The 22,551-nt window shown below is 69.5% G+C and carries 24 protein-coding genes; 15 read left to right on the top strand and 9 right to left on the bottom strand.

Annotation, left to right across the window (positions count from 1 at the left end; all coding sequences use genetic code 11):
• Positions 1-36: 36 nt before the first annotated feature.
• A complete protein-coding gene (locus tag E0H75_RS29230) occupies positions 37-447 on the bottom strand; it encodes a MerR family transcriptional regulator (RefSeq protein ID WP_131516900.1) in 411 nt (136 codons plus the stop codon).
• A gap of 68 nt (positions 448-515) precedes the next feature.
• Between E0H75_RS29230 and E0H75_RS29225 the strand changes: the two genes are divergently transcribed.
• Both E0H75_RS29225 and E0H75_RS29220 read left to right on the top strand, forming a co-directional pair.
• Positions 516-1,679 (top strand): acyl-CoA dehydrogenase family protein, encoded by a 1,164-nt coding sequence (locus E0H75_RS29225; RefSeq protein WP_131516899.1) that lies wholly within the window; start codon positions 516-518, stop codon positions 1,677-1,679.
• Positions 1,680-1,686: 7 nt separating this feature from the next.
• Complete coding sequence (locus E0H75_RS29220) at positions 1,687-3,216, top strand: acyl-CoA carboxylase subunit beta (RefSeq protein ID WP_131516898.1); 1,530 nt, start codon at positions 1,687-1,689, stop codon at positions 3,214-3,216.
• Here E0H75_RS29220 and E0H75_RS29215 read toward each other — a convergent pair.
• Positions 3,213-4,133, bottom strand: coding sequence for an aminoglycoside phosphotransferase family protein (locus tag E0H75_RS29215; protein WP_165554102.1), 921 nt, complete (start codon positions 4,131-4,133; stop codon positions 3,213-3,215). The two genes, E0H75_RS29220 and E0H75_RS29215, sit on opposite strands and share 4 nt — an antisense overlap.
• Positions 4,134-4,205: 72 nt before the next feature.
• On the opposite strand from E0H75_RS29215, the gene E0H75_RS29210 reads away from it, so the two are divergent.
• Positions 4,206-4,982 carry an HpcH/HpaI aldolase family protein gene (locus tag E0H75_RS29210; protein WP_131516896.1) on the top strand — a complete coding sequence of 259 codons (777 nt, stop codon included), beginning with the start codon at positions 4,206-4,208 and terminating at the stop codon, positions 4,980-4,982.
• A 60-nt stretch (positions 4,983-5,042) separates the two neighbouring features.
• Positions 5,043-5,747: a maleylpyruvate isomerase N-terminal domain-containing protein gene (locus tag E0H75_RS29205; protein WP_131516895.1), complete on the top strand. Its 705-nt coding sequence runs from the start codon at positions 5,043-5,045 to the stop codon at positions 5,745-5,747.
• Here E0H75_RS29205 and E0H75_RS29200 read toward each other — a convergent pair whose 3' ends face one another.
• Positions 5,748-6,821, bottom strand: a complete 1,074-nt coding sequence (locus E0H75_RS29200) for a CobW family GTP-binding protein (RefSeq protein WP_131516894.1) — start codon at positions 6,819-6,821, stop codon at positions 5,748-5,750.
• 144 nt (positions 6,822-6,965) lie between these two features.
• On the opposite strand from E0H75_RS29200, the gene E0H75_RS29195 reads away from it, so the two are divergent.
• The 6 genes from E0H75_RS29195 (at position 6,966) to E0H75_RS44705 (ending at position 12,491) form a co-directional block, all read left to right on the top strand.
• Positions 6,966-8,177: a GNAT family N-acetyltransferase gene (locus tag E0H75_RS29195; protein ID WP_131516893.1), complete on the top strand. Its 1,212-nt coding sequence runs from the start codon at positions 6,966-6,968 to the stop codon at positions 8,175-8,177.
• 17 nt (positions 8,178-8,194) lie between these two features.
• Positions 8,195-8,938 (top strand): DUF4129 domain-containing protein, encoded by a 744-nt coding sequence (locus tag E0H75_RS29190; RefSeq protein WP_131516892.1) that lies wholly within the window; start codon positions 8,195-8,197, stop codon positions 8,936-8,938.
• Positions 8,935-9,540, top strand: a complete 606-nt coding sequence (locus tag E0H75_RS29185) for a hypothetical protein (protein ID WP_238163339.1) — start codon at positions 8,935-8,937, stop codon at positions 9,538-9,540. The genes E0H75_RS29190 and E0H75_RS29185 overlap by 4 nt, the downstream gene beginning before the upstream one ends.
• Positions 9,541-9,546: 6 nt before the next feature.
• A complete protein-coding gene (locus tag E0H75_RS29180) occupies positions 9,547-10,551 on the top strand; it encodes an AAA family ATPase (RefSeq protein WP_131516891.1) in 1,005 nt (334 codons plus the stop codon).
• 13 nt (positions 10,552-10,564) lie between these two features.
• Positions 10,565-11,866 (top strand): DUF58 domain-containing protein, encoded by a 1,302-nt coding sequence (locus E0H75_RS29175; protein ID WP_131516890.1) that lies wholly within the window; start codon positions 10,565-10,567, stop codon positions 11,864-11,866.
• A 76-nt stretch (positions 11,867-11,942) separates the two neighbouring features.
• The gene (locus tag E0H75_RS44705; RefSeq protein WP_131516888.1) at positions 11,943-12,491 is read left to right on the top strand and encodes a hypothetical protein; all 549 of its coding nucleotides are present in this window, start codon (positions 11,943-11,945) and stop codon (positions 12,489-12,491) included.
• Here the strand turns inward: E0H75_RS44705 and E0H75_RS29165 are convergent, their stop codons facing one another.
• Positions 12,492-13,040, bottom strand: coding sequence for a TetR/AcrR family transcriptional regulator (locus E0H75_RS29165; RefSeq protein WP_131516886.1), 549 nt, complete (start codon positions 13,038-13,040; stop codon positions 12,492-12,494).
• 124 nt (positions 13,041-13,164) lie between these two features.
• Here E0H75_RS29165 and E0H75_RS29160 point away from each other — a divergent pair, with 124 nt between their 5' ends.
• Together E0H75_RS29160 and E0H75_RS29155 are read left to right on the top strand one after the other, a co-directional pair.
• Positions 13,165-14,589, top strand: coding sequence for an MFS transporter (locus E0H75_RS29160; RefSeq protein WP_131516885.1), 1,425 nt, complete (start codon positions 13,165-13,167; stop codon positions 14,587-14,589).
• A 9-nt stretch (positions 14,590-14,598) separates the two neighbouring features.
• The gene (locus E0H75_RS29155) at positions 14,599-14,928 is read left to right on the top strand and encodes an MmcQ/YjbR family DNA-binding protein (RefSeq protein ID WP_131516883.1); all 330 of its coding nucleotides are present in this window, start codon (positions 14,599-14,601) and stop codon (positions 14,926-14,928) included.
• Here the strand turns inward: E0H75_RS29155 and E0H75_RS29150 are convergent.
• Positions 14,921-16,096 (bottom strand): neutral zinc metallopeptidase, encoded by a 1,176-nt coding sequence (locus E0H75_RS29150; RefSeq protein WP_165554101.1) that lies wholly within the window; start codon positions 16,094-16,096, stop codon positions 14,921-14,923. The genes E0H75_RS29155 and E0H75_RS29150 overlap by 8 nt on opposite strands.
• Before the next feature lie 97 nt (positions 16,097-16,193).
• Here E0H75_RS29150 and E0H75_RS29145 point away from each other — a divergent pair, with 97 nt between their 5' ends.
• Both E0H75_RS29145 and E0H75_RS29140 read left to right on the top strand, forming a co-directional pair.
• Positions 16,194-17,885 (top strand): DUF885 domain-containing protein, encoded by a 1,692-nt coding sequence (locus tag E0H75_RS29145; protein WP_238163338.1) that lies wholly within the window; start codon positions 16,194-16,196, stop codon positions 17,883-17,885.
• Positions 17,886-17,896: 11 nt separating this feature from the next.
• Positions 17,897-19,102 (top strand): Maf family nucleotide pyrophosphatase, encoded by a 1,206-nt coding sequence (locus E0H75_RS29140; protein ID WP_131516878.1) that lies wholly within the window; start codon positions 17,897-17,899, stop codon positions 19,100-19,102.
• On the opposite strand, the gene E0H75_RS29135 is transcribed toward E0H75_RS29140, so the two are convergent.
• The 4 genes from E0H75_RS29135 to E0H75_RS29120 all read right to left on the bottom strand — a co-directional run bounded on the left by E0H75_RS29135 (position 19,099) and on the right by E0H75_RS29120 (position 21,799).
• Complete coding sequence (locus E0H75_RS29135) at positions 19,099-19,458, bottom strand: hypothetical protein (protein ID WP_131516877.1); 360 nt, start codon at positions 19,456-19,458, stop codon at positions 19,099-19,101. The two genes, E0H75_RS29140 and E0H75_RS29135, sit on opposite strands and share 4 nt — an antisense overlap.
• Before the next feature lie 10 nt (positions 19,459-19,468).
• Positions 19,469-19,669 carry an acyl-CoA carboxylase subunit epsilon gene (locus tag E0H75_RS29130; protein WP_202873225.1) on the bottom strand — a complete coding sequence of 67 codons (201 nt, stop codon included), beginning with the start codon at positions 19,667-19,669 and terminating at the stop codon, positions 19,469-19,471.
• Positions 19,666-21,243, bottom strand: a complete 1,578-nt coding sequence (locus E0H75_RS29125) for an acyl-CoA carboxylase subunit beta (protein WP_202873224.1) — start codon at positions 21,241-21,243, stop codon at positions 19,666-19,668. Before E0H75_RS29125 ends, E0H75_RS29130 begins: the two co-directional genes overlap by 4 nt.
• A gap of 73 nt (positions 21,244-21,316) precedes the next feature.
• A complete protein-coding gene (locus tag E0H75_RS29120; RefSeq protein ID WP_131516874.1) occupies positions 21,317-21,799 on the bottom strand; it encodes an SCP2 sterol-binding domain-containing protein in 483 nt (160 codons plus the stop codon).
• Positions 21,800-21,962: 163 nt separating this feature from the next.
• On the opposite strand from E0H75_RS29120, the gene E0H75_RS29115 reads away from it, so the two are divergent.
• Positions 21,963-22,526 (top strand): TetR/AcrR family transcriptional regulator, encoded by a 564-nt coding sequence (locus tag E0H75_RS29115; RefSeq protein WP_131516872.1) that lies wholly within the window; start codon positions 21,963-21,965, stop codon positions 22,524-22,526.
• Positions 22,527-22,551: the final 25 nt, after the last annotated feature.

Here is a 22,551-nt window from a genome sequence, read left to right as displayed (position 1 = left end):
GCGCGGTGTGCTGAGCAAGGGTGAGGGGAGGGGGTGTCAGCGGCGTTCGTGAGTGGGAGCGGTTCGCCCGCGGAGGGAGTTGAGGTCGGAGTGGCAGCGGGCTTCGACTTCCGCCAGTTCCTGGAGTGTTTCGTCGATGTCGCGGCGGCGTTGTTCGAGGTCGGCGCGCCGGTGGGTGATCTGGTCGAGGAGGTAGACGAGCTGGCCCTCCTCGCCGGGCTCGGCGTCGTACATGTCGACGATGGTGGCGATCTCGTCGAGGGAGAAGCCGAGGCGTTTGCCGCGCAGGATCAGGCCGAGGCGGACCTTGTCGCGGGAGTGGTACACGCGGACCGTGCCGCGGCGCTCGGGCGTGAGCAGGCCGCGGTCCTCGTAGAACCGGATCGTGCGCAGGGTGACGTCGTACTCGGCCGCCAGTTCGGCGATCGACCAGGTCTGAGCGGGCACCGGGTTATTGTGCACGCACCCCACTGTGCTTTACGTTTACGTAAGCGTCAAGCACAGAGGAGTGCGTCATGTACGAGCTGTCCGAGGAGCATCGCGAGTTCCGCCGCAGCGTGCGCGACTTCGCCGAGGCGGAGATCGCCCCGCACGCGGCCGAGTGGGACCGCAAGCACTACTTCCCGGTGGAGGTCGTGCAGAAGATGGGCCGGCTCGGCCTGTTCGGGCTGACCGCCCCGGAGGAGTACGGCGGCTCGGCCGGTGACTTCACCAGCCTGTGCGTGGCGATCGAGGAGATCTCCCGCGTCGACCAGTCGATGGGCATCACCTTGGAGGCGGCGGTCGGGCTCGGGATCAACCCGATCCTCACCTTCGGCACCGACGAGCAGAAGGCCACCTGGCTGCCCGAGCTGGTGGCCGGCCAGAAGCTGGCCGGGTTCGGCCTGACCGAGCCCGATTCCGGCTCGGACGCCGGCGCGACCAAGACCCGGGCTGTCCTCGACGGTGGCGAGTGGGTGATCGACGGCTCGAAGCAGTTCATCACCAACTCCGGCTCGTCGATCACCTCCTGCGTGACGGTGACCGCGCGGACCGGTGAGAAGGCGGACGGCAAGCCGGAGATCTCCACGATCATCGTCCCGAGTGGTACGCCGGGCTTCGTCGCGGAGGCGGCGTACGACAAGCTGGGTTGGCACGCGAGTGACACGCATCCGCTGTCGCTCAGTGGCTGCCGGGTCCCCGAGGCGAACCTGCTGGGCGAGCGCGGCAAGGGGTTCGCGCAGTTCCTTGCGACGCTCGACGACGGGCGGGTGGCGATCGCGGCGGTCGCACTCGGTTGCATCCGGGCCTGCCTGGAGCTGTCGGTCCGGTACGCCGGCGAGCGCACGACGTTCGGGGTGCCGATCGGGCGCAAGCAGGGCGTCGCGTTCCAGATCGCCGATCTCAAGGTGATGGCGGACGCGGCCGAGCTGCTCGTCTACCGTGCGGCCGCGTTGAAGGACGCCGGCGCGTCGGTGCAGGAGTTCAAGCAGGCCGCGTCGGTGGCGAAGCTGTACGCGACCGAGTCCGCGGTGACCGCGACCCGGATCGCCACCCAGGTGTTCGGCGGCTACGGCTTCATGGAGGAGTACCCGGTCACCCGCTTCTACCGCGACGCCAAGATCCTCGAGATCGGCGAGGGTACGTCGGAAGTGCAGCGCATGCTGATCGCCCGGAGCCTCGGGCTCCCGGTGGAATGATGTCTGCATGACGCATGACCACTGGACTGAGGTCAAGGTCGCTCGCGAGGCGACGCTGGCGCCGCCGGACAAGGCCGCGGCCAAGCTCGCGAGTCAGAACAAGCTCTACGTCCGCGACCGGATCGCGCTGCTCGTCGACGAGGGCAGCTTCGTCGAGGACGCGCAGTTGGCCAACGCCCTGAACGCCGGCCTGCCCGCCGACGGCGTGGTCACCGGCCGCGCGCTGGTCGACGGACGGCCGGCGCTGATCGTCGCGAACGACCCGACCGTGAAGGCGGGGTCATGGGGTGCCCGGACGGTGGAGAAGATCGTCCGGATCACCGAGGTCGCGCTCCGCGACGAATTGCCGATCTTCTGGCTGATCGACTCCGCCGGCGCGCGGATCACCGACCAGGTGGACCTGTTCCCCGGCCGTCGCGGTGCCGGGCGGATCTTCCACAACCAGGTCGCGCTGTCCGGCAAGGTGCCGCAGATCTGCTGCCTGTTCGGCCCGTCGGCGGCCGGCGGTGCGTACATCCCGGCGTTCTGCGACCTGGTGATCATGGTCGACGGCAACGCCTCGATGTATCTGGGTTCGCCGCGGATGGCCGAGATGGTGGTCGGCGAGAAGGTGACGCTGGAGGAGATGGGCGGCGCCCGGATGCATACCAGCGTTTCGGGTTGCGGCGACCTGCTCGCCGCCGACGACACCGAGGCGATCGAGCTGGCCCGCACGTACTTCTCCTACCTCCCCGGTTCCTGGCAGTCGCGGCCGCCGTCGTACGACGCGGCGCCGCCGGCCCGGGACTTCACCCGGGACCTGGTGCCGGCCGAGGAGAGTGTCGGGTTCGACATCCACGACGTGATCGACGCGTTGGTCGACGCGGACACCTTCTTCGAGGTCAAACCGACGTACGCGCCGGAGCTTGTCACGGGGTTCGGGCTGCTGGCGGGGCAGGTGGTCGGGATCGTGGCGAACCAGCCGGCCGTCAAGGGTGGCGTGCTGTTCGTCGACTCGGCGGACAAGGCTGCCCGGTTCATCTGGCTGTGCGATGCGTTCAACGTGCCGCTGGTGTACCTGTGCGACGTACCGGGGTTCATGATCGGCAGCGAGGTCGAGCGGGCCGGGATCATCCGGCACGGCGCGAAGATGATCACCGCGGTGTCGGAGGCGACCGTGCCGACGGTGTCGGTGATCGTCCGCAAGGCGTACGGCGCCGGCCTCTACGCGATGTGCGGACCCGGCTTCTCGCCGGACGCGTGCGTCGCGCTGCCGACGGCGAAGATCGCGGTGATGGGTCCGGAGGCGGCGATCAACGCCGTGTACTACAACAAGATCCAGGAGATCGCGGACGAGGGTGAACGGGTCGAGTACGTGTCCCGGCTGCGGGAGGAGTACGAGACCGACATCGACATCCTGCGCCTCGCCGCCGACCTCGTCATCGACGCGATCGTGGAACCGGAAGACCTCCGCACCGACCTGATCGCCCGCCTCGCCGCGGCCCAGACCAAGGATCGCCACTTCTCCACCCGCCGCCACGGCGTCCCGCCGGTCTAGAAATCCTTCAGCCGCTCGCCGAGACCGGTGAGGTAGTCGACGAGAGAGTTGCGCCAGCCGGTCACCAGGTGGGTGCGGTCGGCGTCGAGGTCGGGGTCGATCTCCCAGCCGGCGAACGGCCCGTACGTGAACCAGGCGATCGCGTTGGTCACGCGATGCAGGGCTGTGGTGTCCGGCCGCGGGCCGTACGTCTCGAAGAACGCGCCGGGGAGCTCGCCGCCGGTGGTCAGGTGGATGCGCTCGTCGAGGGCGGCGATCTCCTGGCCAGGATCGGCGACGCGGGCCTGGTCCCAGTCGATCAGGGTGGTCTGTGACGTGGCGACGATGATGTTGGCGAGGAAGACATCGCCGTGCAGCAGAGCGGTCGGAGCCTGCCGTAGCCGCTCGGCGTGGTCGTCGATCACCTCATGCACGCGGGGGAGGTGCGGGAGCACGAACGGGAGGTTGGGTCGGAGTCGAGACTCGGCGTCGACCAGCAGCCGGTGGAGATCCTCGACCGGATCGGTCGGGCGGAGGACCAGGCTGTCGGGGCCGAAATCGCCGGACAGACCGCTGGGGAAGCGCACTGCATGGACGCGACGGAACGCCGTACCGACTGATCTCCAACTGGCGTCGGTCATCGTGTCGATCACCGCGGACAGCATGTCGCCGGGGACATAGTCGTACAGCGTTGCGAAGTCGTTGCCGCCGAGCAGTGCCGGCGCCTCTACGTCATGGTCGGCCAGGAAGCGGGCTCGGCCCAGGGGAAGTGGACGGGACTCCTGCCGGTGCCGCAGGACGACCTGCCGTGCGTCGGCCAGCGTCGCGCGCAGTACCTCGTGGTCGAACCCGTGCCCCCGCATCGGTTCGACCGAGCGCACCTGAGCCAGTCCGGCCGCGGAGACGAGGTCGTGGAGCAGGCGCTCTGTGGCTGGCATGCCGTCCATCCTCGCGTCCACAGATCGGTCAGGCGAGCGATTTTGCGCGCAGGCGACCGATAGGGTGCAGCTGTGAGCGCAAACGATTTCGCCAAGAGGATTCGCGGCCGGGAGCAGTTGATCGGTTACTGGGTGGTGATGGATGCACCGGTGGCCACCGAGCGGATCGCGAGGCTCGGGTACGACTACGTCGTACTGGATGGGCAGCACGGTCTGCTGGGGTACCAGGGGCTCTTGAACGGACTACTCGCGGTGGATGCGGGCGCTGCTCTTGGTGGCGGCGGGACGGTTGGGATCGTGCGGGTCGAGGCGAACCATCCGACGCCGATCGGCCGGGCGCTGGACGCGGGTGCGACCGGCGTGATCGTGCCGCTCGTGGACAACTCCGAGGACGTCACCCGGGCCGTGCAGGCGGCGAAGTACCCGCCGACCGGAGTGCGGTCGTTCGGGCCGATGCGGGCCTCGCTGCGGATCGGGCCGGTCCCGGCCGACGCGGACGCGGCGACCGTCGTACTGGCGATGATCGAGACGCCGCTCGGGCTGAAGAACGTGGCCGAGATCTGCGCGACGCCGGGCCTCGACGGGATCTACGTCGGGCCGTCGGACCTCGGGCTGTCGGTCGGGGCTCGCTTCCCCGGTGACCCCGAGGTCGAGGGGCCGTTCGAGGAGGCGGTCGCACTGATCGCGCGGACCGCACAGGAGGCGGGCGTCGCGGCGGGCATCCACACCCAGGACGGGCAGTCCGCCCGGCGCCGGCTGAGCCAGGGGTACACCTTCGCGACCGTGGCGTCGGACCTCAGTCACCTCGAGGCCAGCGCCGCCGCGCACCTCGACACCGCGCGGTCGTAGGAACATCACGGCGTACTCCCGGGTTAGGTTTCTTCAAGGAGCACACCGAGGAGGCCGGGGATGAAGGCACCCGAGCGAGGGGCGTTGCCGCTGGGGCTGGCGGCGACGCTGGGCCGGGAGTACGGGCGGCTGACGGAGGTCGTGCAGGGGCTGAGTGACGCCGACTTCGGGTTGGCGACCAGATGCCCGGGGATGCCGGTCGGGCCGCTGCTGGTCCATCTGCTGTACGACGCCGAGCGGGCGCTGATCGCGTTCGCGAGCCCGGCCGTGGTCGGGCCGGACCGGGATTTCGTCACGTACTGGCAGGACTTTCCGCCGCGGATGGACGGCGACAATCCGGACACGAGCTTCGTCCGTGGCGTCGCAGCGTCGTACCGGCGGCCGGGGATGCTGGTCCAGCACTGGCGGGAAGTCTCCGAGGCCGCCGTCCGGGCGGCTGCGGCCGGGCTGGCGGACAAGGGGCGGCGGATCGAGACGCAGGGTCACGTCCTGCGGGCGACCGACTTCGTGGCCACGTTGGTGCTGGAGGCAACGGTCCATCATCTCGACCTGACCGTGGGTCTGCCGGACGCGCCCGAGCCCGATCCGGAGGCGCTGCAGGTGACTGCGCGGACGCTGGACGGTCTGTTCGGGCCGGAGGCGTGGGACCTGATCGGCTGGGACACGACGACGTACGTGCTGAAGGCGACCGGCCGGGTGCCGCTGAGCGAGGACGACCTGGACATGCTCGGCCCGCGCGCGGATCGCCTGCCCTTGCTGGGTTAGTTACAGCAGACCCGCGAACGGGTCGTCGAGATCGTTCCAGTTCAGGTTGGCGAGCTCGGACTCGGTCAGCAAGCACGCGTCGAGGATCGACTGCAGCCGCGCCGGATCGAGACCCATGCCGGTCGCAACCACTGTGCACTCGGCCAGGTGCTCGCTGTCCGACCACTCGCCGAGCATGCCGAGCGACGCGCTGAACCCGGCGGACTCCCAGCGCACGCGCTGCGTCGGACGGTTCGCCAGCCACACCACGCCACGGCTCCGGACGACGCCGCTCACGATGTCCTCCAGAGCGTCGTTCAACCGCGACGGATGCATCGGCCGCGTGGACCGCCAGAGCACGGTCGTCACGCCGTCACCACTCGGCTGGACACGATCCGACGACGCCAGGTCACCGGCCCACGCCTCGGCCGCGTCGAACTCGAACAACCCGGTCCGCGCCACCGGCCCTTCCGGTACGCCGGCCGGGTCCGCCGCGACCACCGTGGTCCGCGGGTTCAGGTGCAGCAGCAGGTTGTACAGCCGATCCGGTGCCGCGTTGCGGTGCAGATTGGCGAGCACGCACACGTCGGCGTACTCGATCTGCCGCGCGGTGAGCTCGGCGACGTTGCGGCGATCGGGCGGCCCGAGTGCGAGACCGCGCTCGTCGAGGAGTTCGTCACCGGACAGTTGCTCGACCAGCAGTACGGCGTCGACCACGCAGGTGATCGTGTCGACGACGATCTCCGGCAACGCCGCGACGAGCGAGCCCGCGAGCGGCCGTGCCTCCATCGCCGGCGGAGCCGCGAGTACGACGTGATCCCAGCGCTGCCGTGCGACCAGGGCCTCGAGCAACGGCAGCAGCGACTCGATCAGCTGACACGCCCCGCAGTCGTCCCCCACGGTGAACTCGCCGGCGTCGATCGGCCCGGACGCGTCCAGCACGCGCCAGGACAGCACACCCCGCCCGGACAGCTCGTCCTGGTCGACCACCACGGCCACGCTGGTGGTGTCCAGCATCGCGTCCAGCACAGGTTCCCGCAGTGTCGTGGAAAGCCCGGCCAGCAGGGACAACGGCGTCTTCGAATGGGCGGTCATGCCCTGAGTATATGAAAACGATTTTCATCAGTCCAGACCGGGAGTCGCGCGACTTTCCTGTCACCACGGGGAATTCCTGGCCCTGCGGTCTTTTCGCGGGCAAAAGGCGGGGCGGTGCTTCGTGGGGTCTGGTAGGTGTTGGGCATGGCGATCGAGATCGGGCGGTTCGAGGGTGAGTGGGGCGAGCTCCTGGAGCTCATCGACGTGGCGTTCTCGGCGCCGTGGAGTGCGGCGCAACTCGAGGCGGAACGGCGGGTCTGGGAGCCGGACCGGAGCATCGTGGCGATCGACGAGAAGCAACTGGTCGGGCACACTGCGGCGTTCTCACACCGGATGACGGTGCCGGGCGCACAGGTGCCGATGGCCGGGGTGACCATGGTCGGGGTCCGCGCGACCCACCGCCGGCGCGGCATCCTGCGCGACCTGATGCGGGCACAGCTGAACGAGATCCACGAGGCCGGGACCGAGCCGCTCGCCGGGCTGACCGCGAGCGAAGCGGTGATCTACGGCCGGTTCGGGTACGGCTTGGCCAGCGACCACCAGGAGATCGTCGTACCGAAGCCTGCTCGCGAGCTTCGACCGGTGGCCGGCATCGACGACGTCCGGATCAGGTACGTCGATGTGCGGGACACGCTGGCCGAGACCGCGGCACTGCGCAACAAGCTGGCGACCGAGCGGGTCGGCATGTTCGAGCACGACGACCGATGGCAGGAGCTCGTTGTCAGCGACAACGTGATGGTCAATCCGGCCAACGCCTCCGCGCTGCGCTGCGTGCTGGCCGAGCGTGGCGGTGGGCTGAGCGGGTTCGCGCACTACCGGACCAAGCGCGCCGAGAAAGGGTTCGTGGAGGTGCGGCGTGTGCATGCCGTCGACCTGGCCTCGCATGCCGCGCTCTGGCGGTACCTGCTGGAGCCGGACCTGCTGAGCGAGACGCGGTACGAGGCGCTGCCGTCGGACGACCCGCTGCTGGACCTGCTGGTCGACCAGCGGGCCCCGTCGCCGATCACCCGCGACGGTCTCTGGCTGCGATTCGTCGACCTGGCCCCGGCGCTTGCGGCCCGGACGTACGCCCGCGACATCGACGTCGTCCTCGAGGTGACCGACGGATTCCTGCCCTGGAACGCGGGCAAGTGGCACCTCGCCGGCGGTCCGGCCGGGGCGACCTGCGAGTCGACGACCCGGCCGGCCGATCTCAGCGTCGACGTGCGCGATCTGGCCTCGGTCTACCTCGGCAAGCCGTCGTTGGTCCGGCTCGGTGCGGCCGGGCTGGCGCAGGAGCACACGGCCGGTGCACTCGAGGCCGCGGCGCAAGCGTTTTCCACGAGCCGGCTTCCGTGGCTCGATACGGGCTTCTGATCGGTTAGCCTTCCTGGATGCACACCCACCGTCGGGGCGCGTGGACGCTGGCTGTCGTGCTGATCCTGGGGGTCACCGCGGCCGGATTCGTGGTGCTCGCCTCGGCCGGTGGTTCGGTGCGGCCGATCAGCGAGAGCACGCTGAGGTCGTCGCCCCGGCCGTTGCCGACGCTGACTCCGACGGACCGGGCTCAGCCGCCCACGCCGTTCGTCCCGCCGGAGAAGAAGGACGAGGGCAACCGGCCGATGCCCGAGTGGCTGAAGGCCTTGTGGCAGGCGCTGATCTACCTGGTGATCGCGGCCATCGTGCTCCTACTCGGCCGATTGCTCTACCGGATCCTTCGCAAGGTCGAGCTGCCGCAGGCCGAGACCGCGGACGCCGACTGGGAGCGGATGAAGGCTGACCGGCTGGCCGAGGCGGTCGACACCGGCCTCGCGCGCATCGACTCCGGTACGGCGACCGACGCTGTCATCGCCTGCTGGGTAGCTCTGGAGGAGGCGGCCGCGTCCGCGGGACTGGCTCGGGAGCAGTCGGAGACACCGGCCGAGTTCACCGTCCGGGTATTGGGTGTCGGCGGCATCTCCGAACCGCAGCTGAATCGGCTCGGTGAGCTGTACCGCGAGGCCCGCTACTCGACGCACGGGTCGACCGAGCAGGCCAGGGCCGAGGCGCGGGCTGCGCTGATGCGCCTGCGTGACGAACTGGCCGCCGTCCGATCTGCGCGGGCCGCCAAGGAGGCGGGCGAGGTGGTGCCCGGATGACGTCGTACCGCTGGACTCCGTTGGACGAGAGCGCGCCACGGAACAGTGACCAAGGTGGCGGGCAGAAACGGCGTCTTCGGTCGATGCGGCTGGACAAGGCGCTGGTGCAGCACGTCGGGTTCACCGTGCTGGCGAGTCTGCTGCTGATCGGTGCGTTCAGTGCGGCCGGGATGGCGCCGCGCCCGCTGTGGTTCGTGGCGATGGCGCTGGCCATCGGGTTCGGATCGCTGGCGCTGCGACTGATCGTTCCGCAGGTGCTGGAGACCAACTGGCCGGCGCGGCAGGACGAGAAGCTGGCCGCACTGCGGACCCGGAGCACCGACAACCGGACCCAGTTCGTGGCGACCTGGCTGCAGGAGTCGAGCCGCGAACGCCGGGCCGGCGAGGGATCGCAGACCTTCGCCCGCCGGATCCGCCCGCTGCTGCTCGAGCTGACCACCGACCGGCTGGTGCACCGTCATGGCGTCGATCCCGCACTGGAGCCGGACCGCGCCCGCGCGATCACCGGCGAACGGCTGTGGGCCCTGGTCACGGCCGACGACAAGCGCACCGCGTCCCTCGAGGAGATCGAGGACGCGATCCAGACCATCGAGAACCTGTGAGGAACTGTGACTGATCGCGAGCTGAAGCTCGGTGAGGTGTCCGAGCTGAGCCGCCAGGTGCTGGACCGGGTGAGCCAGGCAGTGGTCGGCAAGGCCGAGGCGCTCGAGCTCGTGCTCGCAGGCATCCTGGCCGGTGGGCACGTGCTGCTGGAGGACTACCCGGGGCTCGCCAAGACGCTGGCCGCGCGGTCGTTCGCGCAGGCGCTCGGACTGGAGTTCCGGCGCGTGCAGTTCACTCCGGACCTGCTGCCTTCGGACGTCACCGGTGCGTTCGTGTACGACCAGAAGCAGTCCGAGTTCGTCTTCCGGCCCGGCCCGATCTTCACCGGGTTGCTGCTCGCCGACGAGATCAACCGGACCCCGCCGAAGACGCAGGCCGCGCTGCTGGAGTCGATGCAGGAACACCAGGTCACCGTCGAGGGCCAGACCTTCCCGCTGCCCACCCCGTTCCACGTGCTCGCGACGGCGAACCCGGTCGAGTACGAAGGCACCTACCCACTGCCCGAGGCCCAGCTCGACCGCTTCATGCTGCGGATCGGCTTCGGCTATCCGAGCGCCGCGGAGGAGTGGGAGGTACTGCGGCGCCGGATGAGCCGCCGTACGGAGGACCAGACCGTTGAGGCAGTCACTGACGCGGCCGGTCTGCACGCTGCGCAGCGGGCGATCGAGACCGTCACCGTTGACGACACTGTCGGGCAGTACTGCGTCGACCTGGCCGCTGCCACCCGGCGCGACTCCCAGGTCCTCGTCGGTGCGTCGCCGCGTGGCTCTCTCGCGCTGCTGCTGACCGCTCGGTCGTACGCAGTGATCCAGGGCCGGGACTACGTCGTACCGGAGGATGTGAAGGCGGTCGCGGTGCCGGCGCTCGCGCACCGGATCACGGTTCGTCCGGAGCTGTGGCTGCACGAGGTGACCGGTGCGACGGTGGTCCGCACGGTGCTGGGGTCGGTCGCGACCCCGCCCACCGTGGTCGGCGCACCTCAGGACGCACCTCAGGGTGCCTCGCAGTGAGCGGAGCGCTCCGATGAGATGGAAGCCCACGCACGCGCAGATCCGCGCGGTCAGCGTGGCTGCGGTGTTGCTGGTGCTCGCAGTGCTGGCGCGACGGCCGGATGCGGCCGTGCTGGGTTTGCCGCTGGCGTTCGTCGCGGTCTGGGGCCGGTACTTCCGTCCGCGGGAGCGCCCCGAGGTGCGTACCGAACTGGACACGGACGTGCTGTTCGAGGGTCAGGCGACGACGTACCGGCTGGAGGTGGCCGGGACGGTCGATCCGGATATCGACCTGATCGTGGCGGCGCTGCCGCGGTCGCAGTGGTTCCAGTACGACCCCGCGCAGGCCGCGATCGCCGAGCCGGTGTCCGGAGGTGCCGTGACCCTCGAGGTCGGGCTGCGGTCCAAGCGGTGGGGGATTCGCGCGCTGGAGCGGCCGACGGTCATCGCGACGTCGATGCTGGGTGCGTACCGCGTCCCGGTCGTGTCTGCCAGCGCGATGTCCGTGACCACGTTGCCGTTGCGCGAGGGCTTCGAAGCGGTTGACGCCATGCCGCGTCCGGCCGGTCTGGTCGGGCTGCACCGGTCGCGGCGCCCGGGTGAAGGGACCGAACTGGCCGGCGTCCGTCCGTTCCGCACCGGTGACCGGCTCCGGCGGATCAACTGGTCGGTCTCGGCCCGGACCCGCGAGCTGCACGTGACGTCGACCTGGTCCGATCGCGACACCGAGGTGGTGATCCTGCTCGACACCGGCGGCGAGATCGGCATCAGCGAAGGGATCGACGGCCGGTCGAGCAGCCTGGACACGGGAGTCCGTGCCGCGGCCTCGATCGCCGAGCACTACCTGCGCCACGGCGACCGCGTCCGGCTGATCGACACCGGGAACACGGTCCGCGGCGTCCGGTCCGGCAGCGGTCGCGGTCACCTGCGCCGGATCCTCGACGCACTGACCCACGCCGACCGGCAGGGCCGCCAGCAGGACGAGCAGCAGCTGGCCAGACGGCATCGGATCAGGTCCGACAGCCTCGTGCTGGTGCTCAGCCCGCTGCTCCGGCAGACAGTGCTCGGCTACGTCGTGACGCTGGTGCACTCGGGATGCACAGTGATCGCTGTGGACACGCTGCCACCGGACGTCGCCTCGGTGATCGACCTGGAGGAGCACGACGCGCGGACCTGGCCGCTGGCCTGGCGACTGCGGTTGCTGGAGCGTCGCCGCGAGCTCGACCGGCTCGGCGACCTCGGCGTACCGACTGTGCCGTGGCATGGAGCCGGCACGCTGGACGAAGTACTGCGGGACGCCTCGCGACTCGCGGCGGCGCCGAGGATGCGGTCATGAACGAGCGGAGCGAGTTCATCATCAAGCACAGTCCGTCTCGTGTCTCATCGGCGCCCGGAGCGAAGCGAGGACGTCGATGACCGCCGCCGAGAGGATCAGCCTGTGGCTGGTGCAGCTGCGGGCAGCCGGGGAGGCGGCATTCCTCGCCCGGTTGGTGATCGCTGTCGCAGGTGGCGTGGCGCTGCTGATCTCTTGGCTGCAGCCGTGGGATCAGCTGGACCTGATTCCGCTGATCGCGATTCCGATGCTGGTGGCAACCGTCATCCTGCCGGACTCGCTGGCCGGGCTGGTCTTCATCATCGTGGTCGCGCTCGGCTGGGTCTTCCGTGCGCCGAGCGAGGTGGACTGGACCGTGGTCGTGACCGGGATCGCCTTGCTGGTGGTGCATCTGGCCACCGCGTTCACCGCGCAGATCCCGTCGTACGCGCGGGTGCACCCGGACTCGCTCCGGCGCTGGTTGTTGCCTGGGGCAATTGCTGTGCTGGTCGGGCCGGTGGTTGCGGTGGCGGTCGCGGTGGTGCGTGGAGCGGACGTGCGGGGTTCGTTGCTGGTGACCGTGGGCGCGCTGGTGCTGTCGACGGTGGCGATCTGGTTCGCCTCCGGGCAGAAGCTCGGCCGGGACTGACTACTTCGCGTCGCCCAGGGTCGACCTGAGCTCCTCGGCCCAGGGCAGGCCGGCCGCGTCGGGACCGATCACCTGCATGGCTGACATGACCGTGAGCAGCATGCCGGTGGCGAGGAACTCGCGGGTCTCGGTCGGTGAGGCGCCGGTCAGCTCGCGGACGAGGCTGTAGATGCGGCCGAAGCGCTCGCGGACCGCGTCGCCGATGGCCGGGTCGCGGCTGGCCGAGAAGCCGTGCAGCAGGACGAGGAGCAGTTCGGGCTCGGCCAGGAGCCGTTCGTAGTTGTGCCCGAGGGTGCTGAGCTGGGGTGACTCCTCGGCCGCCTCGCGGAAGATCTGCTCGATCCGGTCGCAGACCGACTGTACGGCGGCCAGGAACAGTTGCTGCTTGGTGCCGAACAGGCGGATCACGTAGGGCTGCGAGACGCCGGCCAGCCGGGCGATCTCGTCGGTCTTGGTCCCCTCGTACCCGGACGCGCCGAAGGCCTGCACAGCCGCCTCCAGCACCTCCGCGCCTCGCTCAGCCGCGGTCAGTCGCATCTTGCTCGCCATGGTTCTCCTCTCGGGTGGGTCGATACCCCACCCGCTCTGGCAACCGTCCCTTGACATGTTATCAGTCAATGCATACTTTGGTCTCACGAACTTGTTATCAGTGAATTACAACTAGGAGACCGAGATGACGTCGACCGCTCTCGATGAGCTGGGACCCACGCTGGAACCACCCGCGCAGCGGGCCCGTCGCGCCGGGCTGGGCGCGGTCCTCGCCGCGGTGGGGATCCCGACCTTCATGGTCACGCTGGACAACCTGGTCGTGACGAACGCGCTGCCCGTGATCAAGTCGGAGCTCGGCGCGTCACTGTCCGACCTGCAGTGGTTCGTGAACGCCTACACGCTGTCCTTCGCCGCGCTGCTGCTGACCGCGGCCGCGATCGGCGACCGCCTCGGGCGCCGGCGGATCTTCCTCGCCGGGATCGCCCTCTTCACGCTCGCCTCGGCGGCCTGTGCGCTGGCCACCGAGCCGTGGATGCTGACCGGTGCCCGTGCGATTCAGGGCGTCGGTGCGGCCGCGGTGATGCCGTTGTCGCTGACCCTGCTGGCAGGCGCCGTCCCGGAGCGGTTGCGGAGTGCCGCGATCGGCATCTGGGGTGGCATCTCCGGACTGGGAGTCGCAGTCGGTCCGGTCGTCGGCGGAGCTGTCGTCGACGGTCTGAACTGGCAATGGATCTTCTGGCTGAATGTGCCGGTCGGCGTGGTCGCAGTGGTGCTGGCCGCCCGCGTCCTGACCGAGTCCAGGGGTACGGTGAAGCGGCTCGACCTGCTCGGGTTGGTCCTGGCTGCTGCCGGCGTACTGTCCATCGTCTGGGGCGTTGTGCACGGTGCTGACGACGGCTGGACCTCTGCCGGTGTGCTGGGCTCGTTGTTCGCCGGTGTGGCATTGCTGGCCGCGTTCGTCGGGTGGGAGCGGCGGACCGCGTCGCCGATGCTGCCACTGCGGTTGTTCTCGGTGCGGGCGTTCAGCGTCATCAACATCACGTCGTTCACGTTCTCGGTCGGTGTCTTCGGGTCCGTGTTCCTGCTGGCGCAGTTCTTCCAGGTCGTGCAGGGCTACAGCCCGCTGGAGTCCGGCGTACGGACGATGCCGTGGACGATGGCGCCGATGGTGGTCGCGCCGATCGCCGGTCTGATCGTGGACCGGGTCGGTGCGCGCACGTTGATCACGACCGGGCAGGTCTTCCTGGCGGTGGCGCTCGGCTGGCTCGCTCTGATCACCACCGCGTCGACGCAGTACAGCGAGATGGTGTTGCCGTTCATCCTGGCCGGTGTCGGGATGGGGCTGACGTTCGCACCGGCCGCGAGCGTCGTGATGGCGAGCGCGTCCGATGCAGACCGCGGTGTGGCGTCGGGGACGAACAACACCATCCGTGAGGTCGGTGTCGCGATGGGCGTGGCCGTACTGGCCTCCGTGTTCGCTTCGGCCGGCTCCTACGAGTCGCCGGTCCGGTACGCCGACGGCCTGGTTCCCGCAGTCTGGACCGGTGCCGCGATCGTCGCAGCCGGCGCGGTCGTCGCGCTCCTGCTGCCGGGCCGCAAGCAGCGTTAATGTGTCAGCGTGCTGGACGCTGACGACGTACGACGGATCGCGCTGTCCTTCCCGGAGACGGTGGAGAAGCAGCGGTGGGGGCACCCGACGTTCGACGTCGCGGGGCGGATGTTCGTGACGGTGCCGGACGACCAGACGTCGTTCGCGGTCCGGTGTCCCCGGCTGGAGCGGGAAGAGTTGATCGCGGCGGAACCCGGGAAGTTCTGGGTTCCGCCGCACGAGGCGGGTTCGAACTGGGTTCGGGCCCGCCTCGCCGCGCTCGAGGACGCCGGCGAACTGCACGACATCCTGGCCGACTCCTGGCGGCAGGTCGCGCCACCCGGGCTGACCGTCAGCTGACGTTGGCCGCCGAGGCCGAGAACGTGTTGCAGGTGGCCGGATTGCCGGTGCGGAACGACCTGCCCATGAAGCGGGCCTGGCTGGCCTTGCTGCCGTGGTCGCCCTGCTCCGGCGGGTCGCCGGCGGTGACGACGTACTTGTTCCAGACGCTGAGCATCAGGCCGTTGATCGGGTAGCTGCGCTTGTTCACGGCCAGGAAGACGCCGGCGAAGCAGTTGGCCTGCAGTTCCATCCGGCGCGTCATCCGCATCTGGCTCGCGGTGTCCGGGGCGTCGTACCGCATCCGGCTGGCGGCCTGCAGGATCCCGGTCTCGTTCTGGACGCTGTGGCCGTACTCGTGCGCGATCGACCGGGTGTACCACATCCGCGCGTAGGCCTTCGCCTCCGGATCGGAGTACTCGTTGTACGCCTTCACGAAGACGTCGACCTTCATGTACATCATGTGGTTCGCCGAGCAGTAGAACGGCACGTTGACCGCGCCGCCGGAGCACGGGTTCGACACGCTCGTGCCGGACCAGTAGACCATCTGCGGAGCCTTGAACGTGTAGCCGGCCTTGGCCACCATCGGCGCCCAGGACTTGTCCAGGCACGGCTTGATCGCGGCCCAGTACGCCTCCGCGTTGCGGGCGGTGTTCGGCCGGACGCTCGGCTCCTTGCAGTTCACCGGCGCCATCTGGCCGACCGTGTAGAGCTTGTTCTTGGCAACGATCGCCGCGTCGGACGGTCCGTTCGGCTGCGTCGTCGTACTCGAGGTCGGTTCCTCGGTGGGCTGCTCGGTCGGCTCGGACGTCGGCGTGTGGCGGCCGGAGCTCACCGGTGGCGTGTAGTTGTTGTCGGCGTTCTTCTTGACGATGCCGAAGATCCACGCGCCGGCGACGGCCAGCACCACCAGGCTCAGGACCAGGAACGCCGGGCCCTTGGACTTCTTCCGCGGCGGGCCGGCGTTGGGTCCCCAGCCGAAGCCCTGCTGCGGTGCCACGTACACCGGCGGATAGAGCTGCCCGTACTGCTGCTGCCCAGGGTATTGGCCGGGTGGCGGACCGTACTGCGGCTGCCCGCCGTACTGGCCGGGTGGCGGTCCGTAAGGACCTGGTTGCGGCGGTGGGCCGGGCTGCGGCTGGTACGGCGGATTCTGGCCGGGTGGCCCGCCGTACGGTGTCTGGCTCAACCCTAGTTCCTTTCGCCGGAGAGCCATGGATAGCGGTCGCCACAGTACCGGGAATATCAGGTCAGCTCCGAGCTCAGCTGCGGGTAGGGTCGGCCAGGTGAGCGAAGCCACCACACCGGACAGCCCGATCGACCAGCTCTCCGAGCGGTATCTGGAGCAGTACGTCGTCCTGCAGCCGATCTCCGCGACCTACCTGGGCATCACCGGCCACGACCACGAGTTGCCGGACTACACGCCGTCCGGTTTCGGGGCGCTGACCGAACTGACGCAGCGGACCGTCGCCGAGGCCGAGGCCACCGCGACCAGCAGCCCGCGCGAGGAGGTCGCCAAGGACGCGTTCCTCGAGCGGCTCGGACTGGAGCTGGAGCGGTACCGCGCCGGCGTCCCGCAGCATCAGCTGAACGCGATCGCCTCGGTCCCGTCCGAGATCCGCTCGGTGTTCGACCTGATGCCGACCGCGACCGAGCAGGACTGGGAGACCGTCGCGATCCGGCTCAACCAGGTCGGTACGGCGCTGGACGGGTACCGCGAGACGTTGCTGGAGCAGGCTGGGCTCGGACGTGTGTCGGCGCTGCGTCAGGTGAACGACCTGGCCGCCCGGATCGCCAGCTGGACCGGTGCCGAAGGCGACGACTTCTTCGCCGGCCTGGCCGCGCAGGCACCCGACGGCGCGGTCAAGTCGGAGGTCGAGGCCGCGTCCGCTTCGGCGCGGAAGGCCTACGAGCAGTTCGGCGCCTGGCTGACTTCGGAGATCGCGCCGCGTGCACCGCAGCGGGACGCGTGCGGCCGGGAGGTGTACGAGCTGGCCTCGCGCAGCTTCCTCGGTGCCGCGATCGACTTCGAGGAGACGTACGCGTGGGGCTGGCAGGAGCTGGCCCGGATCGAGGCGGACATGCAGGCGATCGCGGCCGGCCTGAACGGCGGCGACCGCAGCATCGAGGCGGCCGCCTCCGTGCTCGACAACGACCCGGGCCGCAAGATCCACGGCAAGGAAGCCTTCCGCGACTGGATGCAGGAGATGTCCAACGCGGCCGTGGCCGAGCTGGGCGCGACGCACTTCGACATCCCGGACGAGATCCGCACGCTCGAGTGCATGATCGCGCCGACCTCGGACGGCTCGATCTACTACACGCAGCCGAGCGAGGACCTGACCACGCGGCCGGGCCGGATGTGGTGGGCGGTTCCAGCCGGCATCGAGGACTTCGCCACCTGGCGCGAGGTCACCACGGTCTACCACGAGGGCGTGCCCGGGCATCACCTCCAGTGCGCGCAGACCATGCTGCGCACCGACCTGCTCAACCGGTGGCAGCGGCTCGACTGCTGGGTGTCGGGCCACGGCGAGGGCTGGGCCCTGTACGCCGAACGCCTGATGGAGGAGCTGGGCTACCTCGAGGATCCGGGTGCCCGCTTCGGCATGCTCGACGCGCAGGGCTTCCGCGCGGCCCGGGTGATCATCGACATCGGCATGCACCTGGAGCTGGAGATCCCGCGCGACAACCCGTTCGGCTGGCGGCCGGGCGAGCGGTGGAACGCCGAGCTCGGGTTCGAGTTCCTGCGGGCGCACTGCCGGATGGAGAGCGAGTTCCTGCGGGCCGAGCTGAACCGCTACCTCGGCTGGCCGGGACAGGCGCCGTCGTACAAGGTGGGCGAGCGGATCTGGCTGCAGGCGCGGGAGGAGGCCAAGCAGCGCAAGGGGGCCGTGTTCGACCTGCGGTCGTTCCACTCCGACGCGCTGAACCTGGGCTCGATCGGACTGGACCCGCTGCGCCGGGCGCTCGCCAAGCTGTGAGCGACCCAGCGGTGAACGACTCAGCTGTGAACGTGCGGTTCGTGCTCGCGTCGGCGTCGCCGGCGCGGCTGAAGACGTTGCGTGGCGCCGGGGTCGAGCCGGAGGTGATCGTCTCCGGTGTCGACGAGGACCACATCACCGCGGAGAGCCCGGGTGAGCTCGCCCGGCTGCTGGCGACGCTGAAGGCGCGAGCGGTCGTGGCGAGCCTGACCGAGCACGCGACCGTGCTCGGCTGCGACTCGGTGCTGGAGCTCGACGGTGAGCCGTACGGCAAGCCCGGTACGCCGGAAGTCGCACGGGAACGACTGCGGTCGATGCGCGGGCGGAGCGGCGTACTGCACACCGGGCACTGCCTGATCGACACGAACTCCAAGCAGGAACTGCGGGAGCTGGAGTCGACCGAGGTGTACTTCGCCGACCTGACCGACGAGGAGATCGACGCGTACGTCGCCACCGGGGAACCGCTGGTGGTTGCGGGGTCGTTCACGGTCGACGGTCTCGGCGGCCCGTTCGTCACCGGCATCCAGGGCGACTACCACAACGTCGTCGGTGTCTCGCTCCCGCTGCTTCGCCGCATGCTCGCCGAGGTAGGCATCTCCTGGCCGGCGCTCTGGCGATCCGCCACCCCCTTCGCCTACGACGAATCCGAAGCAGCCCGCTACGACGACACCCGAGGCGGCGCAGAACGTGCCAAGGCGGCGGCCCTCGCTGTCCACTCGCTCCTGCCGAAGGGCGGGAGGGTGCTGGAACTGGCCGTAGGTACTGGGATCGTCGGTGCAGAGCTTGTTGCTCTGGGCAACTTGGTGCACGGCGTCGACCTGTCGAGTGCGATGCTTCGGCGGGCGCGGGTTCGGTTGCCTGGGCATGTTGCCGCGGCCGACGCCGCCAAGCTTCCGATCGCCGACAGGCGTTGTGATGCGGTGGTTGCCGTCTGGTTTCTGCACCTGCTGGAGGACAGCGACGCCGCACTCGCCGAGATCGCGCGAGTCCTGCGCCCCGACGGCGTCTTCGTCACCACCACCGACAAGTCCGACGCCGGCCGCTACGCCGACGGCCGAGGTCCCAACGACACCCGCGCCCAGGACGCCATCACCCACCTGGTCGCCCGAGCAGCCCACCACGGACTGACCCTCGACGGCGCGACCACCTTCCCCGGCCCACCCCGCAACACCGACCAGACCCCGATCTACCCCCTGGTCCGCTTCCGGCGTACCTAAGCCTTCAGGCCGGCCTTCGCGTCCAGTTCCTGGAGAAGGTCGTGGGCGGCCAGTTCGACTGCCTTGTGGCGCCACTCCGAGGCGCGGTAGACGCAGGCGATCAGGCCGGTCCGATGGATGCGCCGGAAGTCGCCCATGACGAAGGCGTACCGCGCCTTGGTCTCGGCACCCGCGCCATCGGTCAGGCCGAGGTGCCAGGCGCCGTACTCGTCCCAGCTGTGCTTGTCGAGGAAGGCGTTCTGGTCGTCCGCCCGCGGCTGCACCTCACCCCAGTCACTGTCCAGCACGTACTGCCGTCCGTCGATCAGCTTCCGCGCGTACTCGACGGCTTCAGGGTTGACCTCGTATCTGGCCATGCCCTCAGTGTCACGGATGAGCGGACGCGCGCCAACGACCCGGGCCGGGGTGAAGCGGACGGCGGGCGTGGCGCCAGTACGCCGCCCAGTCCGACGCGCGACCCGGTTCAGCCGGTACGGCGGCCGCCGTGGAGCGCGCCGCGATCACAGCCACCAGAGCCGCGAGCTCCTCCGGCGTCGGATTGCCTCTGACTACTTCCAGGCCGGTCACAGCGGGATGTTCCCATGCTTCTTGGGCGGCAGGGTGTCGCGCTTGGTGCGCAGCAGGCGCAGGGCGCGGATGATCTCGGCGCGGGTCTCGCTCGGCTTGATGACCGCGTCGATGTAGCCGCGCTCGGCCGCGATGTACGGGTTCGCCAGGTGGTCCTCGTACTCCGTGATCAGTTGCTGCCGACGGGACTCGGCATCATCGGTGCCGGCCAGTTCGCGGCGATACAGGATGTTCACCGCACCCTGGGCGCCCATCACCGCGATCTGGGCGGTCGGCCAGGCGATGTTCATGTCCGCGCCGAGGTGCTTCGAGCCCATCACGTCGTACGCGCCGCCGTAGGCCTTGCGAGTGATCACGGTGATCATCGGCACGGTCGCCTCGGCGTACGCGTAGATCAGCTTCGCGCCGCGGCGGATGATGCCGTTCCACTCCTGGTCGGTTCCGGGCAGGAAGCCGGGCACGTCGACGAAGGTCAGGATCGGCAGGTTGAAAGCGTCGCAGGTGCGGACGAACCGGGCCGCCTTCTCGGACGCGTCGATGTCGAGCGTGCCGGCGAACTGCATCGGCTGGTTCGCGACCACGCCGACCGGGCGGCCTTCCACCCGGCCGAACCCGACGATCATGTTCGGCGCGAACAGCGTCTGTACCTCGAGGAAGTCGCCGTCGTCGACCACCGCCTCGATCGCGGTGTGCATGTCGTACGGCTGGTTCGGCGAGTCCGGGATCAACGTGTCCAGCGCCAGGTCGGTCTCGGTCACGTCGAGGTCGGCCGGGGCGTCGTACGCCGGCGGGTCCTCGAGGTTGTTCTGCGGCAGGTGGCCGACCAGCGCCTTCACCCACTCGATCGCGTCCTCCTCGTCGCTGCCGAGGTAGTGCGCGTTGCCGGACTTGGTGTTGTGGGTCCGGGCGCCGCCGAGCTCCTCCTGGCTGACGTCCTCGCCGGTGACGGTCTTGATCACGTCCGGCCCGGTGATGAACATGTACGACGATTCGTCCACCATCACGGTGAAGTCGGTGACCGCGGGGGAGTAGACCGCACCACCGGCACACGGGCCCATGATCAGCGAGATCTGCGGGATGACGCCGGAGGCACGAACGTTGCGGCGGAAGATCTCGCCGTACAGGCCGAGGCTGACCACGCCCTCCTGGATCCGCGCGCCGCCGGAGTCGTTGATGCCGATCAGCGGGCAGCCGATCTTCATCGCCAGGTCCATCACCTTGACGATCTTCTCGCCGAAGACCTCACCGAGGCTGCCGCCGAAGACGGTGAAGTCCTGCGCGAACACGCACACCTGCCGGCCGTCGATGGTGCCGAACCCGGTCACCACGCCGTCGCCGTACGGGCGGTTGCCGTCCAGGCCGAAGGAGGTCGAGCGGTGCCGGGCGAACTCGTCCAGCTCGGAGAAGGAACCCTCGTCCAGCAGCAACGCGATCCGCTCGCGGGCAGTCTTCTTGCCGCGGGCGTGCTGCTTCTCCACCGCGCGCTCCGACCCGGCGTGCACCGCCTCGTCGAGCCGGTGCTCGAGGTCCGCGAGCTTCCCGGCGGTGGTGTGGATGTTCACGGTCTCTCCCATAATCGGGCAGCCTAACGGCAGCGCGCCGTGACGTGTTGTGACGTCGGCCGCAACGCTGCCGGGTACGCCGTACTCAGGCCGGGCCGACGGCGAAGATCTTGGTCAGCCGGGCCGCCAGCGCCAGGTCACCGCGGACCGAGAGGCGTTGCTTGAGCACGGCCAGGACCGGGTCTTCGTTGCCGGTGACAACCCGCAGCAGGGTGGCCGGGTCGGTCCGGATCGAGATGTCGGCGGCCTCGGGCGGCTCGGACAGCAGCCGGCAGCGGCCGTCGCTGACCCGGATCCAGTACACGTCCACGCCGTCGGGACGACCGTCGCCGCCGGCCCCCGTGATCTGCCACGCGACGATCGCATCGAACCCGGCGGCCCGGGCGGGGCGGAGATACTCCGGCATCCGGCGAAAGATCTCGCGCAACGCGATCTCTCGCACACCCCCGATGAGCCGATGCCGAAGCTCCCGCTCCGAGGTCCGGTCGACCAGCCGGGCCAGCTCACTCGCGTCCAGGGCGGTGAGGCCCTCGGACTCGAGCCAGCCGGCACTGCCTCGCTCGGCCATCGACCACCCCCGCGGCAGTTCTCGCCAGACCTGTCCGGTAGTTCCTACCAGACTGTAGGAATTTCCTACGATGCTGTAGGTTTGTCAAGTGGTTGGGGACACATCAGGGGATACGGAAAAACGCCGGCGGGCGGCCCATCTGGGCCCGGAGCGGCGGCGCCCGATGCTCCTGGACGCGGCCCTCGAGGTGTTCTCCGCGAACGGTTACGCCGGGACCACGATGCAGTCTGTCGCGGATGCCGCCGGTGTGACCAAGCCGGTCGTCTACGACTGCTTCGCCAACCGCGACGAACTGCTGCTGGCCCTGCTCGCCCGCGAGGAGCAGCACCTCGTCATCTCGATCGTCAGCGCACTGCCGGCCGATCCGAGCATCGGCACCCCTGAGGAGCAAGTGCTCGACGGCCTGACCGGCTTCCTCACCACCGCCGCCAAGAACCCGCAGTCCTGGCGCATCGTCTTCGGAGCCCAGTACGGCGCTGCCCCGGCGGTGTCGGAGCGAGTCCGGGCTGCCCGGGCGTTCCTGGTCGAAGGCCTACGGCTGACCCTGCTGAAGTCGTTGCCAGGCGTCACCGACCCGGATGCGAACCTGCCCGTCCTGGCCGAGCTGCTCGCCTCGATGACCGAGTCCTGCGCCCGGATGCTCGTGGTCGACGGCACCGACCGGACCCCGGTCGAGCTGGCCACGGTGGTCTCCCAGGTCGTCGGCGGCGGCTTCGGTAACGTCTGATCCTCTTACTGTGAAGTAGCTGAGC

Origin of the sequence: Kribbella capetownensis (assembly GCF_004331485.1) — a bacterium.
Taxonomy (GTDB): domain Bacteria; phylum Actinomycetota; class Actinomycetes; order Propionibacteriales; family Kribbellaceae; genus Kribbella; species Kribbella capetownensis.
Note: the sequence above shows the minus strand (reverse complement) of the source record. Positions and strands in the feature narration are given on the sequence as shown.